Annotated in this window: 15 protein-coding genes; 12 read left to right on the top strand and 3 right to left on the bottom strand. The window is 71.7% G+C overall.

The annotated features are described in order from the left end of the window. Positions 1 to 3 precede the first annotated feature (3 nt). From AB0M08_RS25975 to AB0M08_RS25940, 8 genes are all read left to right on the top strand, one after another. Positions 4 to 876 (top strand): DUF881 domain-containing protein, encoded by an 873-nt coding sequence (locus tag AB0M08_RS25975; RefSeq protein WP_364498183.1) that lies wholly within the window; start codon positions 4 to 6, stop codon positions 874 to 876. 40 nt (positions 877 to 916) lie between these two features. Then, on the top strand, positions 917 to 1,297 hold the full coding sequence (gcvH, locus tag AB0M08_RS25970) for a glycine cleavage system protein GcvH (protein ID WP_364498180.1): 381 nt from the start codon (positions 917 to 919) through the stop codon (positions 1,295 to 1,297). A gap of 206 nt (positions 1,298 to 1,503) precedes the next feature. Further along, positions 1,504 to 1,956 carry an FHA domain-containing protein gene (locus AB0M08_RS25965; protein WP_364498178.1) on the top strand — a complete coding sequence of 151 codons (453 nt, stop codon included), beginning with the start codon at positions 1,504 to 1,506 and terminating at the stop codon, positions 1,954 to 1,956. A gap of 68 nt (positions 1,957 to 2,024) precedes the next feature. After that, positions 2,025 to 2,693, top strand: coding sequence for a MerR family transcriptional regulator (locus AB0M08_RS25960; protein WP_364498175.1), 669 nt, complete (start codon positions 2,025 to 2,027; stop codon positions 2,691 to 2,693). Between the two features lie 104 nt (positions 2,694 to 2,797). Beyond that, positions 2,798 to 3,262 (top strand): bifunctional nuclease family protein, encoded by a 465-nt coding sequence (locus AB0M08_RS25955; RefSeq protein WP_189330985.1) that lies wholly within the window; start codon positions 2,798 to 2,800, stop codon positions 3,260 to 3,262. A gap of 135 nt (positions 3,263 to 3,397) precedes the next feature. Beyond that, positions 3,398 to 3,952 (top strand): MerR family transcriptional regulator, encoded by a 555-nt coding sequence (locus tag AB0M08_RS25950; protein ID WP_364498171.1) that lies wholly within the window; start codon positions 3,398 to 3,400, stop codon positions 3,950 to 3,952. A gap of 28 nt (positions 3,953 to 3,980) precedes the next feature. Continuing rightward, a complete protein-coding gene (locus AB0M08_RS25945) occupies positions 3,981 to 4,592 on the top strand; it encodes a hypothetical protein (protein WP_364498169.1) in 612 nt (203 codons plus the stop codon). Positions 4,593 to 4,632: 40 nt separating this feature from the next. Further along, a complete protein-coding gene (locus tag AB0M08_RS25940; RefSeq protein WP_364498166.1) occupies positions 4,633 to 7,947 on the top strand; it encodes an ATP-binding protein in 3,315 nt (1,104 codons plus the stop codon). A gap of 236 nt (positions 7,948 to 8,183) precedes the next feature. Here the strand turns inward: AB0M08_RS25940 and AB0M08_RS25935 are convergent, their stop codons facing one another. Next, a complete protein-coding gene (locus tag AB0M08_RS25935) occupies positions 8,184 to 8,732 on the bottom strand; it encodes an RNA polymerase sigma factor (protein WP_364498163.1) in 549 nt (182 codons plus the stop codon). A gap of 49 nt (positions 8,733 to 8,781) precedes the next feature. Between AB0M08_RS25935 and AB0M08_RS25930 the strand changes: the two genes are divergently transcribed. The 4 genes from AB0M08_RS25930 (at position 8,782) to AB0M08_RS25915 (ending at position 12,426) form a co-directional block, all read left to right on the top strand. After that, complete coding sequence (locus AB0M08_RS25930; RefSeq protein ID WP_364498160.1) at positions 8,782 to 10,236, top strand: serine/threonine-protein kinase; 1,455 nt, start codon at positions 8,782 to 8,784, stop codon at positions 10,234 to 10,236. A gap of 9 nt (positions 10,237 to 10,245) precedes the next feature. Beyond that, positions 10,246 to 10,686 (top strand): hypothetical protein, encoded by a 441-nt coding sequence (locus AB0M08_RS25925; protein WP_364498157.1) that lies wholly within the window; start codon positions 10,246 to 10,248, stop codon positions 10,684 to 10,686. Between the two features lie 146 nt (positions 10,687 to 10,832). Continuing rightward, positions 10,833 to 11,804, top strand: a complete 972-nt coding sequence (locus AB0M08_RS25920; protein ID WP_364498155.1) for a nitroreductase — start codon at positions 10,833 to 10,835, stop codon at positions 11,802 to 11,804. A gap of 61 nt (positions 11,805 to 11,865) precedes the next feature. After that, entirely contained in the window at positions 11,866 to 12,426 is a 561-nt protein-coding gene (locus AB0M08_RS25915; protein WP_364498152.1) for a class I SAM-dependent methyltransferase, read from the top strand. A 638-nt stretch (positions 12,427 to 13,064) separates the two neighbouring features. On the opposite strand, the gene AB0M08_RS25910 is transcribed toward AB0M08_RS25915, so the two are convergent. Both AB0M08_RS25910 and AB0M08_RS25905 read right to left on the bottom strand, forming a co-directional pair. Beyond that, complete coding sequence (locus AB0M08_RS25910) at positions 13,065 to 13,985, bottom strand: alpha/beta hydrolase-fold protein (RefSeq protein WP_364498149.1); 921 nt, start codon at positions 13,983 to 13,985, stop codon at positions 13,065 to 13,067. A gap of 29 nt (positions 13,986 to 14,014) precedes the next feature. Next, complete coding sequence (locus AB0M08_RS25905; RefSeq protein ID WP_364498146.1) at positions 14,015 to 15,037, bottom strand: alpha/beta hydrolase; 1,023 nt, start codon at positions 15,035 to 15,037, stop codon at positions 14,015 to 14,017. Positions 15,038 to 15,063 lie beyond the last annotated feature (26 nt).

Here is a 15,063-nt window from a genome sequence, read left to right as displayed (position 1 = left end):
GCGATGACCGACCGCGAGGAAGCCGAACGGCCGCCGTCCGAGGGCGGGGAGAGCCCGGCTCCGGACGTACCCGAAAATGATCTTGATGTTGAGACGAATCCCACGTCACCCGATCCGGCGGATCTCGATGTCGATCATGACCCCGATCACGATCACACCGCGGATCCGGGGGAGCCGCCGCAGCGGCGGATCAAGCGGCCGGCGCCCGCGGGGACGCTCATCTGGGTGCTTCTGGCGCTGCTCGGTTTCACGCTCGTGGTGCAGCTGCAGAGCAACGACGCGGACACCGGTCTCTCCACCGCGCGGCAGGAGGACCTGGTCCGGATCCTCTCCGACCTGGAGGCGCGGGACACCCGGCTGACCTCCGAGATCGAGACCCTGGAGAAGAGCAAACAGCAGCTCACCTCGGGTGTCGAGGGTCGCGAGGCGGCGCTCGAGGAGGCGAACAAGCGCAGCCAGGAGCTGGGCCTGCTGGCCGGCACCATCCCCGGCCGCGGACCGGGCCTGGAGATCGTGATGGACCAGGTCAAGTCCTCGGATGTGCTCAACGCGGTGCAGGAGCTGCGGGGTTCGGGCGGTGAGGTGATGCAGCTCAACGGCACGAACGCGACCTCGGTACGCATCGTGGCGAACACCTACTTCGTCGACGCGGCCGGTGGTGGCATCATCGCCGACGGCGTACGGCTGACCGGGCCGTTCCACCTGCTCGTCATCGGTCCCGCCGACACCATGAGCACCGCGCTGCAGATCCCGGGCGGGGTGGTCGCGTCGGTGAAGAGTGACGGCGGTAGCGTGACCATGGCCTCGCAGTCCACGGTCGATGTGACTGCGGTGCGTAAGGCTTCGGCTTTGCAGTACGCGCGCCCGGTCTCCTGACCGGGCACGTGGCCAGGACAACGGGCGCAACGGAGGAAGCGTGATTCCTGAGGATCTGCGGTACACCGCGGAGCACGAGTGGGTGTCCGGCGACGGCACCGGCCCCGTGCGGGTGGGCATCACCCACTTCGCGCAGGACGCGCTCGGTGACATCGTCTTCGTGCAGCTGCCCGAGGTCGGCACCGCGGTGCAGGCCGGTGACTCGCTGGGCGAGGTGGAGTCGACCAAGAGCGTCTCGGAGATCTACGCGCCGATCGCCGGCACCGTGGTGGCGCGCAACGACACGCTGGGCGACGAGCCCGAGCTGATCAACGCGGAGCCGTACGCGGCCGGATGGCTGGTCGAGATCGCACCCGAGGATCCCGCCGTGCTCGGGACGCTCCTGGACGCCGCGGCGTACCAGGCGCTGACCGAGAACTGATTCCCAAGGATCGACGAGATCCCCCGGACGCCCGCGCGTCCGGTTGCCCCGCGATATTGGCGCTGACTAGGCTCGCGGGGCACAAGCAGAAGTGTTATCCCTTTGAAACCGATAGTCGTGCGTCGGGCCGTGAGGCTTCGGCGTGATCGTGACACCCACGATCGCGCCGGCGGTGGCGACGACCAACTGATCCGTGAGGTGGTCCGATGACGCGCCCAGACGACGAGTTCCCCCCGCTCGACGTCACGTCCACGCTGAACCTTGGCGCTCTCGACGAGGTGCTCGAGGGTCCCGAGACCGACGTGGTGCCGAGCCGGATGTCCGGTTCGCTGCCGCCCGGCATGGCGCTGCTGGTCGTGCGCCGTGGCCCCAACGCGGGTGCCCGGTTCCTGCTCGACCACGACGTGACGACCAGCGGTCGGCACCCGGACAGTGACATCTTCCTCGACGACGTGACGGTCTCCCGGCGCCACGCCGAGTTCCACCGGGACAACGGGACCTTCACGGTCCGCGACGTCGGCTCGCTGAACGGTACGTATGTGAACCGGGAGCGGGTCGAGGCCGCGACGCTGAGCAACGGCGACGAGGTCCAGATCGGCAAGTTCCGGCTGGTGTTCATCGCCGGCCCGCGACCGGAAGGTGAGGGCGGCCGGGCGTGACGGCGTCGGGGGCTGCCGCGCGCGACCCGGGGGCCTCGCGTCCCCAGGGTGGGCGCGAGGATGCGCTGATGAGCATCGGGGAGGTGCTGGCCCATCTGCGCACCGAGTTCCCCGACACCACGATCTCCAAGTTGCGGTTCCTGGAGGCGGAGGGTCTGGTCGACCCGCAACGTACCGCCTCCGGGTACCGCAAGTACTCCTGGAACGACGTGGCCCGGCTGAGGTTCGTCCTGACCGCCCAGCGCGATCAGTACCTGCCACTGCGGGTGATCCGGGAGCAGCTGGACCGGATGGAGCAGGAGCCGGTGATCCCGCAGCGCCCCACCCTGGTGGCGGTCGGCGCTCCGCGGGCCGTCGACCCGGCGGACGCCCGGATCCAGAAGGCCGACCTGGTGGAGCGGACCGGGGTCGACGAGGCCCTGCTCGCCGAGCTGGAGCAGATCGGCCTGGTCACCGCCCGCCCGCCGGGGTGGTACGACGCCGACGCCGTGATCATCGTCGAGGCGGTCGTCGGCCTGACCCAGTACGGCCTGGAGGTGCGTCATCTGCGTGCCTTCAAGAACTCGTCCGACCGCGAGGTGGGCTTGTTCACCCAGTTGCTGGCGCCGCTGGTGCGCCAGCAGGACCCGGCGGCCCGCGCTCGTGCCGCCGAGACCGCCCGTGAGCTGCAGGCACTGTCGCAGCGGCTGCACGCGGCGCTGGTGCGTACCGGATTACGCGGTGAACTGGGCCGCTGAGGGGTACTCCGCGTGGGGCGAACCCGTTCGCCGTGCGTGTACCGTGCAGAGTAAGGGGCAGCCGTGCGGGGGCGGCGACAAAATACGAACACGGAGGCGGGGCTGTGCGCGAGCTGAGCGTGGTCGGGGTCCGGGTGGAGCTGCCCAGCAACCAGCCGATCGTGTTGCTGCGGGAGGTCGACGGCGACCGGTATCTCCCGATCTGGATCGGCGCGGTGGAGGCAACCGCCATCGCGTACGAACAGCAGGGTGTGAAGCCGGCCCGGCCGCTGACACATGATCTTCTACGGGACATCCTGGCGGCGCTCCAGCAGCCGCTGAAGGCCGTGGAGATCACCGAGTTGAAGGACAACGTCTTCTACGCCGATCTGCTGATCGGCGACAACCTGCGCGTCTCCGCACGCCCGAGCGACTCCATCGCCCTGGCGCTGCGTGTGGGCGCGCCGATCCGCTGTGCCGACCAGGTCCTCACCGAGGCCGGGATCGTGATCCCGGACGAGCAGGAGGACGAGGTCGAGAAGTTCCGCGAGTTCCTCGATCAGGTTCGTCCCGAGGACTTCGCGGGCTGAAAGCGTTCATCGGGTTACGGCCGCGCGGCGTGTCGCTCGTCCGAACGCGGCGTGTCGTGCGGTTACCTCCCTGTCTCCCCGTTGACTGAGATATACGCTCGTGAGGTCCAGGTGAACCGAGCGGGGAGGTAGTCCGTGCACGAGCAGCCTCTTGAGGGCCCACTCGTCGGTGAGGACGGCTCGGTCGGCTATCGCGGTGTCACGGCCTGCCAGGCGGTCGGCATCAGCTACCGGCAACTCGACTACTGGGCGCGCACCACGCTGGTCATCCCGAGCGTGCGCGACGCGGAGGGCTCCGGCACCTCGCGTCTCTACTCCTTCCGTGACCTGGTCGTCCTCAAGGTCGTCAAGCGTCTCCTGGACGCCGGAGTCTCGCTGCAGAACATCCGCCGGGCCATCGAGACGCTGCGGGTACGCGGCGTCGAGGACCTCGCCGGGATCACGCTGATCTCCGACGGCACGACCGTTTATGAATGTCGTTCACCCGAGGAGGTCGTCGATCTCCTCCAGGGCGGCCAGGGCGTGTTCGGCATCGCGGTCGGCGGGGCGTTCAAGGAGATCCAGGGTTCCCTCTCGCACCTGCCGGCCGAACCGGTCGCCGGGCCGCACCCGGTCGGCGTGGACACCCCGGCCGAGCCCGCGGAGGGCGACGAGCTGGCGGCGCGCCGCGCCCGCCGCCGCGCTGGCTGAGCCCTTCCGGGTACGCTAATCTGCGTCGATGCGTGACGACGGGGGTCGTGATGCCGCTCTGCTGAGCGGTGTGGTGGGCTTCATCGCCCTGGTCTTCCTCGGGGTGCTGGCCCTGATCCTGGTGGTCCCGGCGTTCGTGGTCGGCTTCGCGCCCGACTGGTTCTCCGACTCCGCCGCCTCCCGCCGTTCGGGCCTGATCGCGCTCGCCGTTCTGCTGCCGGCCCTGGCCGCCGCGGTCACGATCGGCTGGCGGCGGCGCCCCGACCTGGCCCACGCGACACTGTGGACCTGCGCCCGGCTCGCCGTCTCGGCGGTGCTGATCGGCGTGCCGGTGTACCTGATCTCCGCGATGCTGGCCGAGCACTCCCTGATCGGCAGGGGTGCCCAGGCCACCGCGGTCGCCTTCGGCCTGTGCGCGGTCTCGGCCGCCGCGATCGTCGTGAGCGTCGCCGCCATCGTGCAGATGTGGCGCCGCCGATGGCGGAGTCTCGCCCTGCTGCTGGTGATCGCCCTGATCCCCGGGACGATGATCTGGAAGCTCGGCGTGGGCGAGGAGCACCCCGCCGAGCAGCGTAAGGAGTGCGTGATCATCGTCGGCGGGCGGGTCTGTCCCGGGGATCCGAACACGGTCTACGGCTGACGTCACTCTGGAGGGTGAAATCGGTCAGTACGCTTCCGCCATGGCCCGCAGCCGCATGTCCTACGTGGAAGCCGTCCGGATCCTCACCGGCGGGGATGATCGCGTCACCGTCCTGGGCCGGCTCGCGGGTGGGGCGCTGCTGCTGGCCACCCCGGTCGACCCGGACGTGGTGCTCGGCCTCTTCGACGCCAAGGGCGAGGCGAACTCCCTGCTGCGGGAGCTGTGGGGGAAGGCACCGGCCCGGATCCGCTCCAGCCGGGGGAAGCGCCACTACGAGCTGATCGAGGCCGCCCACCACGTACTGGTGGTCTCGGCCTTCTTCGACGCGCTCGCCGAGCTGATCGGCCCACGGCAGTTCGCCGGCCTGGAGCTCACCGAGGAGGAGAAGGAACGCCTCGGCGGCGGGGTCGGAACCATTCTCCGGGACCCGAACGCGACGCTGGCCGATCTCGCAGGCGGTCTCGACGCGACTCTGGACTGGGTCGACGATGTCTATAACGACCTGGAAGCGTCGTTCCGGGACTTCGTCGGTGGACTGGCCGCAGGCGGGCGGCTTCGGCTGCCTCCGACCGGCAAGGTCACCGGGCTGGCCCTCAACCTCTATCAGGAGGGGTACGGCCGTCTCGCCGTCGACGTGCCCGAGTTCGGCTTCTGGGCGCAGCTCGGTGCGGTGCGGCGGCAGGGGGAGGCCCTGGCGGGGCTGAGTGCCCTGCTGGCCGGGATCGTCGACGCACCGACACCGGCGAGCGACGCGGTGCACGGGCTGGCGCGGCACTACGCCGAGGTGCTGCGCCGTCCACTGTGGCGCTCCGACGCGCCCGCCCCGGTGGGACTCACCTTTCCGTCCGTGGAGCGGGGTTTCGTCAGCCCACGGTTCCGGGTGGCGCACGCCGACCGGGGTGCGCGGCTCAGCGACGAGTCGTGGTGGGAGCAGCAGCCGGAGCAGGACGACCTCGACATGTTCCTCGCCCACCATCTCGCCGACCCGGAGAGCACCCAGCGGCCGCTGATCGTTCTCGGGCACCCGGGCGCCGGGAAGTCGCTGCTCACCGAGATTCTCGCCGCCCGGCTGCCGGCCGCCGCGTACACGACGATCCGGGTGCCTCTGCGGCGGGTGAACCCGGATGCGCCGATCTACCAGCAGATCGAGGCGGCGATCCAGGACGTGACCCGGGAGCGGATCACCTGGGGCGACCTGGGGCGGGCGGTGGACACCACCAAGGTCGTGCTGCTCGACGGCTTCGACGAGCTGGTGCAGGCGACCGGGGTCACCCAGTCGCACTACGTGGAGCAGGCGGCGACCTTCCAGCGCGAGGAGTGGGTGCAGGGGCGCCCGGTGATCATCGTGATCACGTCGCGCACGCTGGTGATGGACCGGACCGTGGTGCACGACGGGACCCCGGTGCTCAAGCTGGAGCCGTTCGACCGGTCGCGGGTCGCCGCCTGGGCCACCGCGTGGAACGTGGCCAACAGCGGTCAGCCGGGGTTCCGGCCGCTGACCGTGGACGAGCTGTGGCGGCACGAGGAGCTGGCGGCCCAGCCGCTGCTGCTGCTGATGCTCGCGGTGTACTCGGCGTCGACCGGTGCCCTCGACGCCGACGGCCTCTCCACGGACCAGCTGTACCGGCGGCTGCTGGACACGTTCATCCGCCGCCAGGTCCGCGAGAAGTCCACGGTGAACCTCGGCGAGACGCGCTACCGGCAGCTGGAGGCGGAGAGCCGCCGGGACCTGGCCGCGGTGGCGTTCGCGATGTTCAACCGCGGACTCCAGTACGTCGGCGAGGAGGATCTCCAGCGCGACCTGGAGGCGCTGCACCCGGAGCGGGAGCGGCCGCCGGTCGACGCGGGGGAGCCGGTGAGCCGGTCGCAGCGGACCGTCTCCGGGTTCTTCTTCGTGCACGAGGCCCGGGTGCCGGGTCGCCGGTCGTACGAGTTCCTGCACGCGACGTTCGCCGAGTACCTGGTCGCCGAGCAGACCATGGAGCTGCTCACCGACCTGGCCGAGGATTGGAGCCGCGCCCGGCGCCGCCACTACCGCGACGAGCCGGGCGACCGCGTCCTGCGCCAGCTGCTGTCACACCAGCCGGTGACCTCCAGCGAGAAGACGTTCGCCTTCCTCACCAGGATGATCGGCGCGCTGGAGGAGAGCGCCCGCGCCGACCTGTGCGAGGCCGTCCTGGAGGCGTTCCGTGCGGCCCGGACCCGGATCCAGGATGATCAGTATCGGCCGACCCCCTTCGACGTGATGACGCGTACCGCCGCCTACACGGCCAACCTGCTGGTGATCGCCCTGATCTGCCGTCCGGAGGGTCTCGGTGACATCGACGTCCGGTCCACGGTCCGGCTCTGGCGGGGCGGGCTGGACAGCACCGCGCAGACCAGCCTCTTCGCCCGCCTCGAGCGCACGGGCGACCGCGTCCGCGTCGTCGATCCCCGGCCGGTGCGCAAGCACATGGCGTCCGAGGCCGAACTCGTCGGTGACCTGCTGGCGGAGGCGGTGATCGCGGCGGGCGAGGCGACGATGCTCTCCGCGAACCTGGCCACCCGGGAGAGGCCGGAGCGGACGGCGTTCCAGCGCGACTTCCACATCCTGGTGACCCGGCTGTTCGCGTGGCGTTGGCTGATCCGGACCGACGAGAGCCTCATCCCCTTCGACGAGCGGCTCTACCACGACCTGCTGGCCTGTCTCGACGGCCAGTTCGGTGGGGTCCCGTGGCCGGCGAGCGGCACCCTTCTCAGCAACGCACTGCTGCACGACGCGTCCGCCCTCCCCACGGCCGTCACCGATCGGCTGATCCGGGAGGTCCTGATCCCGTTGGCGGTGCTGGACCGGGCCTTCAGCGTGGATCCCGCTCTGCTCGCGCTCACCCATCCGTGGCTGATGGTGCGGATCCCCCAGCTGAGGAACGTGGTGGTCGACACCAACGCGCCGGAGTTGTTGCACGAGGTCGCGGTCTTCAACCGGGCCAAGGACCCGGCGCTGATGGATCCGATCATCGAGGCCCTCTCCGTCCTCGGCGGGAAGCGCGCGATCGCCGAGCCCATTCCCTATGCGACGCCGTCCATGATCGCTGGTTTCCGCGGCATGCCCGGTCTGATGGCGGGCATCCTCGGCAAGCTCGCCGACTTCGGCGAGATCAGCTGGCAGCGGATCCGGCCGGTCGATCTCCTGGCGTCGATCGACGATTCCGGGCTGGATCCCTCCCTGGGTCTGCGGCGCTCCGCGTTCGAGATGGCGGCGGGCGGCATGAACGACGCGCTCTCCTCCTACACCGCCTACTGGGGGAGGAGGGCGCTCAGCAGCGAGGACGCGGCCGCGATGGTGCGACTGCGGCAGCTGCTCGCGGGAGGCTGACGGTGCCCTCGACGTGCATGGCGTGCCAGAGGCAGAACATCGCGACCACCGGCGTTCCGCACGGGCCGGTGACCGGGCGGCAGCCGCCGTACGTGCGCGTGCAGGGTCATCGGGTCGGGCACGTACTTCGACGAGGCGGCGCGTGGCCTCCCGGCGGTGCCGGTGAAGGTGTACTTCGGGGCTCGGCACCGCCTTCACCGTCCTCCTGCCATTGTCACCGTGCATTGTCGAGCCCTCTAAAGAGTGCTTTTCCCGGCGTTCAGATAAAGGGCGAGAAGCCGCCGTCCGCGGCTCACGTGATTGCGTACGGTGTGCAGCGGGACGTCCAATTGCCCGGCGATCTCCTCATATGATCTCTGATCCCATTCCCGCAGGCGCAGGGCGGTCCGGTAGTGCTCCGGCAGCAGGCGCATCGCGTTCTCGATATCCACCCGGGTGGCCGCGATCGAGCTCATCCGGCGCAGTTCCCCGCCGGGCGGTGACGGCTCGGGCTCGCCGCCGCGGCTCTTGCGGCGCAGCAGCTCCAGCGCCGCGTTCACGGCCACACGCTGCAACCACGCCGTGAACGCGGCCCGGCCCCGGAACGTGTGGATGCCCCGGCTCACCGCGATCAGGGTCTCCTGGGCGGCGTCCTCGACGTCCGCCGGGTCGGCCAGCACCCGCCGCAGGGCCGGGTGCGCCAGGCGGCTCACGCTGATCTCGGTGAGCAGCCGCCGTAACGCCGGTGCCGATCCGGCGGCGGCGTCGGCGGCCCAATTCTCGATCTCCTCCGGCGATTCCGTCACGCTGTAACGTCCCCTATTCTTTCAGTTACCGGGAGAACGGCGGATCATCGTGCAGGATATCGAGACCATCGGCAGATATCGCATCGTCCGCCCGTTGGGGGAGGGCGCATTCGCGACGGTGTTCCTCGCGATCGACGAGGAGCTGGAGAGCCAGGTCGCGATCAAGGTGCTCGCCCCGAAGTGGAACCTGGACGCCGGGGTCCGCGAGCGCTTCCTCGACGAGGCCCGGCTGCTGCGCCGGCTCGCCGGTGAGCGGCTGGTCCGGGTGCACGACATCGGCCAGCTCGCCGACGGCCGCCCGTACTTCGTCATGGAGTACGCCGATCGGGCTACGCTCCGCGCCCGGCTGGACCATCTGTCCGAAACCGGTCAGACCGTCCCGTTCCCCGCGGCGGTCGCGGTGGCCCGGCAGGTCGCGCTCGCCCTGGTCGAGGTGCACGAGGCCGGGGTGGTGCACCGCGACATCAAGCCGGAGAACATCCTGCTGCGCACCGGCGGCCCGGCGACCCGCGACACCACCGCCGAACCGGTGCTCTGGAGCGGCGAACGGCTCGTGCTCGGCGACTTCGGCCTGGCCAAGGACCTGACCCGGGCGCTCACCGGGCACAGCCTGGCGGTCGGCACCCCCGGATACATGGCGCCCGAGCAGGCCGCCGCCACCGCGGTCAGCCAGGCCGCCGACGTGTACGCGTGCAGCGCCCTGCTCTTCCGGATGCTGGTCGGCTTCCCGCCCGCCGCGGACTCGGCCGGAGTGCTCGCCGACAGCGCGGCCGGCCCGGCCGTCCAGGACGTGATCCGCTCCGGCCTCGACCCGGCCCCGGCGGCGCGGCAGCCGACCGCGCGGCGCTGGCTGCGCTGCCTCGACGAGGCGCTCGCCCGGGACACCGGCGGCCGGCCGCGCCGCCGCCTGCGGCCCGCCCTGCTCGCGGCGGTGGCCGGCCTGGGTGTGCTGGGCGGCGCGGGCGGGTGGCTCGCGACCCGGCCTGCTCAGGACCGGCCGGCGGCCCCCGTCGCGTACGAGAAGATCTTCGATGACAGCCGGAAGCTCTCCCTCGAAGTGCCCGGCACCTGGACGCAGCACCTCGGCAACGGATGGCATCCCGATCAGGACCCCTACTACCGGGAGCAGGGGGTGGGTCCCGGGCTGAACGCCTCGCCGAACGTCAACGACTGGTTCTCCTCGGCGGCGGTGCCGGGGATGTTCGCGGGCGTCTCCAGCCGGGTGGTGAGCGAGGCCGGATTCACGCCGGAGCTGCTGGAACGCGGGTTCGGGCCGAGCGGCTGCACGCGGGAGAGCCGGGGCGCGGCGACCCTGCCGAGGCTGGGGCTGACCGGGCTCGAGGGCTCCTGGATCTGCGGTGCGGGGGTCCGCTGGCGGTACGCGTACCTCTGGCCCGCCGACCACCGCTACCTGATGGTGCTGGAGATCAAGGAGGTGAGCGCGGCGGACGCGACGGCGTGGCAGCACATCCGGGACACCGTGACCGTGCACGGCACCCTGTAGGTTGCTCGGGTGGCGACTCTTGACGAGGTGGGTAAGCGGGACGGCTGGCGCTGCTGGGTCTGCGACGAGCCGGTCGACGCCGGCATGTCGGTGAACGACCCGCGCGGCCCCAGCGTCGACAGCCGTACGGCGGACCGGAAGGCCAAGGTGGCCGAGCGGCTCGCGCACCGCGCCTGCAACACCCGCAAGGGCGCGGTCAAGGTGGTCATCGCCTGGCCGGACCGTCTCCGGGTGATCGAACCGGCCCCGCTGACCGCGGTCGCCGAGCGCCTCGAGCGCAAGGGCGGCCGCGAACTGGTGGCCCGCTGCGCGACGAAGAGGGACGCGCAGGAGGCCGCGGACTGGCTGATCGACCGTTTCTCCCGGCTGCTGCCCGGCCTCCCGGTGACCGCGAGCGTCGACGCGGGCGGCGGCCAGTTCCTCGTCGCGCTCTCCACGGGCCGCCGGTAGGAGGTGTCCCGGGGACCGCGCCTCGCGTTCGCGTGACCCACCGGACACGGCCCCGGTCGCCGATCACCGTGGGCGGGGTGATTCGGGAGGCGGGGACCGGGCAAAAAGCGCCTGGGAAGTCCCCGGAGATAAAGGACAATGAGAGCATGAGCCCAGCCGACAGCGAGCGCAGCAGCGCACTGCTCCAGGCGGCGGACGCTGCCCGGTTCGCCCCCTCGATCCACAACACCCAGCCCTGGCGGTGGGTCGTGCACCCCGACCGGCTGGAGCTGTACTCGGTGACCGAGCGCCAGCTGCAGGCCCAGGACCCGGACGGCCGGATGCTGCTGATCAGCTGCGGCACCGCCCTGCACCACGCCCAGGTCGCGCTGAACGCCGGCGGCTGGACGTACACGCTCGACCGCCCGGCCGTTGTGCCACTGGCCGGGATCCGGCTCGACGGCCGCAAGGACGCCGACGCCGACGCGGTCCGGCTCGCCCGGTCGCTCCAGGTCCGGCACACCGATCGGCGTACGGTGGCCGACGAGCCGGTCGCGCGCGACGTCCTCGACCGGCTGGCCGCCGCGACCGAGACCGGCGGCGCCCGGCTCCACCTGCTCAGCCGGGAACAGGTCATCGACCTCGCGGTCGCCGTCGAGCACGCCGAGAAGACGCACGCCGCCGACGAGCGCATCCAGACCGAGACCGCCTCGTGGACCGGGGGCGGCCGCCCGCCCGGCGCCGGCATCCCCGCCGAGAGCCTCCCGGCGGACCTCCCCGCGACCACGGTCGCCGAGCGTGACTTCGGCACCGCCGGCACGCTGAACGCCGGTGCGGGGCACGACGGGGCGGCGACGTACGCGCTGCTCTACGGCGAGAGCGACGAACCGTCCGCGTGGCTGCGCGCCGGCGAGGCCCTGAGCAGCCTCTGGATCACCGCGACTGAGCTGAACGTGGGGTTGCTCCCGCTGAGCAGCCCGGCCGAGGTCCCGGCGACACGCCAGGACCTGCGGCGACTGCTCGGCGGGATCGGGACGCCGTACCTCGCGGTCCGCCTGGGCAACATCGACCCGGCGGACGCTCCGGCGGCCCGCACCCCGCGCCTGCCGGTCGACCAGGTCATCGAGGTCGTCGGCTGACCTGCTCCCCGATCCGGGAAAGGGGTGGCCCGCGGCTAAGGCCCGCTGCGACGCTGTCCCGATGAACACACCATCGACGGTGATCGAGGCTCGGGAGCGGGCGCGGCGGGCCGGGTTCGGCATGTCCTCGGAGGAGGAGGTGGGCCGCCTTCTCGCGGTACTCGCCGGGGCGGTCCGCCCGTCCGGCCGCATCCTCGAGATCGGCACCGGCAGCGGGGCGGGCCTGGCCTGGATCGTGTCCGGACTGGGCGCCCGCACCGACGCCGAGGTGCACAGCGTCGAGCTCGACCCGGCGATCCACGCCCTGGCCGCCTCCGCCACCTGGCCGTCCTGGACGACCCTGCACGCCGGCGACGTGCTGACGCTGCTCCCCACGCTGGGCACCTTCGACCTGATCTTCGCCGACGCCCCGGGCGGCAAGTGGACGGGCCTGACGGCGACGATCGCCGCCCTGACCCCGGGCGGCCTGCTGCTGGTCGACGACATGACCCCACCCCACTGGGCCGACGACAACCATCAGACCCAGACCCTCCGGGTACGCGACACCCTGCTCACCCACCCGTCCCTGACGTCGGTCGAGCTCGCCTGTTCCACCGGCTTGATCCTCAGCACCCGCCGTTGACATCGGCTGTTCCACCGGCCTGATCCTCAGCACCCGCCGTCGACATCGGCTGTTCCACCGGCCTGATCCTCAGCACCCGCCTTCGACGGCCTCCCGGCCGACACCGAGCGGCGTCCGACCGTCTCCGACATCCCCTGCCTCCGCTGGCATCCCCCGACCCCGCTGGCATCCCCTGACTCCGCTGGTCAATTCCGGTCGGGGCGGGCCCTGTTCCGCCGGGCTTGATCGACATTCCGCGATCGACCGCGGCTGATCTTCGTGGCTGGTGCTCACGGGTGTCTCGGCGGGCTTGAGAGACCCGTGAGCACCAGCTTTCCCGGCGTGGCTGGCGTTCAGGGGTCTCTCGGAGCGCTTGAGACACCCCGGAGCGCCAGCCGGCCGGGCTGAGACACCCCGGATCGCCAGCCGGCCGGGCTGAGACACCCCGGATCGCCAGCCGGCCGGGCTGAGACACCCCGGATCGCCAGCCGGCCGGCCCGCGCTCGCCAGCCGGCCGGCCCGCGCTCGCCAGCCGGCCGGCCCGCGCTCGCCAGCAGGCCGGCCCGCGGGTACCGCCGGTTCGGAATTGACCAGCAGGGTCACGGGTGTGTGGCGGGTGCTGATACGGCCCGCAGCGCCAGCCGGGGTGGGGAGCCGGGTTACGGGAGGGGGCCGTAGCGGCGGGTGGCGGTGGGGTCTGCGTGGGCTGTTTCGGACAGGGTGGGAGCGAAGAGGACGCGGAAATCGGACGCGGCGGTGGGGGAGGTGGGGTCCAACGGCGGGGGCGGGGTCGAACGGTCCGAGGAGGACCACGCTTCCCACTCAGGGGAGGGGGCGGGGATGGGCGTACGGGAAGAGAGGAAGGCGAAAGCGGAACGCAGAGCGGAAGCAGACTCCGGGCCGATGTGGTCCGCGTCGCGGACCAGGTGGTAATCGTGCGGGATGTCCAGGTCCCAGAGGGTGCGGTGCAGGTGTTCGGTGCCGTCGTGCATGTTGAAGACGTCGTGGTCGCCGCAGCGGAGCATGATCGGGAGGCCGGCGGCGCGGATGGCGGCGGCGTTCGAGCGGGCGCGGTGGGCGACGCTCTCGGCGGGCCAGCCGGCGGCCTCCATCTCGGTGGCCAACTGGGCGAGAACGGACATGGTGTTGCGCGGGCGGAGGTCGGTGTAGGACATCGCCGGGAGGAGGGCGGGAGAGACCGCGGCGACGGCGGTGAAGCGGGACGGGTCGGCGAACGCGATCTTCAGGGCGCCGTAGCCGCCCATCGACGCGCCGAGCAGGGCGATGCCGGACGGGTCGGCGTGGTACTCGGCGGTCAGCAGGGCCGGGAACTCGTCGGCGATCAACCGTTCCCAAGCGCCGAGGTAGAAGCCGCCGACCGTGGGCGTGGACGCGCAGGCGATCAGCGAGCGCGGGAGTGACGTCGCGAGGGGCCGCATCATCCCCAGGACGGCGGCGGAGGAGTTCGCGCCGTGCAGGACCAGGACGAGCGGCAGCCGCTCGTCCGGCGTCCAGCCGTCCGGGGTGATCACGTCATACGGGACGTCGGCGCCGATGAGTTTGCTGGCGAAGCTGAGCATGCGCCCACGCTAACCAGGCGGGCAACCCATTATCGGGCGGCGGCGAGACCCCTCCGCAGGGCGTCGATCATCGAGGCGCGGAAGGCGGTCATCGACGGGACCTTGCCGTCGAAGAGCGTGTCCGCCCCGTGGTACATCCCGGGCACCACCAGCAGCTCACAGGGTACGCCGGCCTCGCTGAGCCGGTCCGCGTACGCCACGTCCTCGGCGTGGAACAGGTCGATGTCGCCGACCCCGACCCAGGCCGGCGGCAGGCCGCTGAGATCGTCGCGGCGGGCCGGCGCGGCGTAGGGGCGCGGCTCGTCCGGCCCGGGGGTGTGCCCGAGGTACGCCGTCCACCCGTACCGGTTCGACACCGGCGACCAGGCCACCGCCCCGGTGCCCGCGTGGTCGTGGCGCAGCACGGTCCGGTCGTCCAGCATCGGGTAGAGCATCAGCTGGAAGCAGATCGGCGGCCCGCCCCGGTCCAGCGCCATCTGGGAGAGCGCTGCGGTCAGCCCGCCACCCGCGCTGTCCCCGCCGACCGCGAGGCGCCCCGGGTCGATGCCCAGCTCCTCGGTGTGGTCGTGGAGCCAGCTCAGCGCGGTCCAGCAGTCCTCCAGCCCGGCCGGGAACGGGTGTTCCGGGGCGAGCCGGTAGTCCACGCTGACCACCACGATCCCCAGCTCCCTGGCGAACCGGCTGGCCAGCTCGTGGTACGCGACCGGCTGCCCGAGCACGAACCCGCCGCCGTGGATCCAGAGCAGCGCGCCGGACGGCTTCGACCGGCGGGACGGCTGGTAGACGTACACGTCGACGGGCGGGTGCTCGCCGCGCGCGGCGAGGGTCCCCTTGGCGACCGCGACACCGGGTGCGATCCGGGTCCGGCCGGCCGGGACGCGCCGGAGCAGTCGCAGGGTACGCGGGCCGCCCAGATGCACCGGCACGAGGAGCAGCGGGCTGCGCAGCTCGGGGGCGACCGACCGCAGCGCCCGCAGACGGCGGGTCGCGGCGCGGACGGTCATCCCACCCAGCAGCAGGGAAGCGGCCAGAACCAGGGTCTTCTTCCTCACCCCGACAGTCTCTGCCGTTCCGGGGT

Source organism: Actinoplanes sp. NPDC051851 (genome assembly GCF_040681165.1).
Classification (GTDB): Bacteria; Actinomycetota; Actinomycetes; order Mycobacteriales; family Micromonosporaceae; genus Actinoplanes.
The sequence above is the reverse complement of the archived record's forward strand: the minus strand, read 5'-3'. Positions and strand labels throughout refer to the sequence as shown.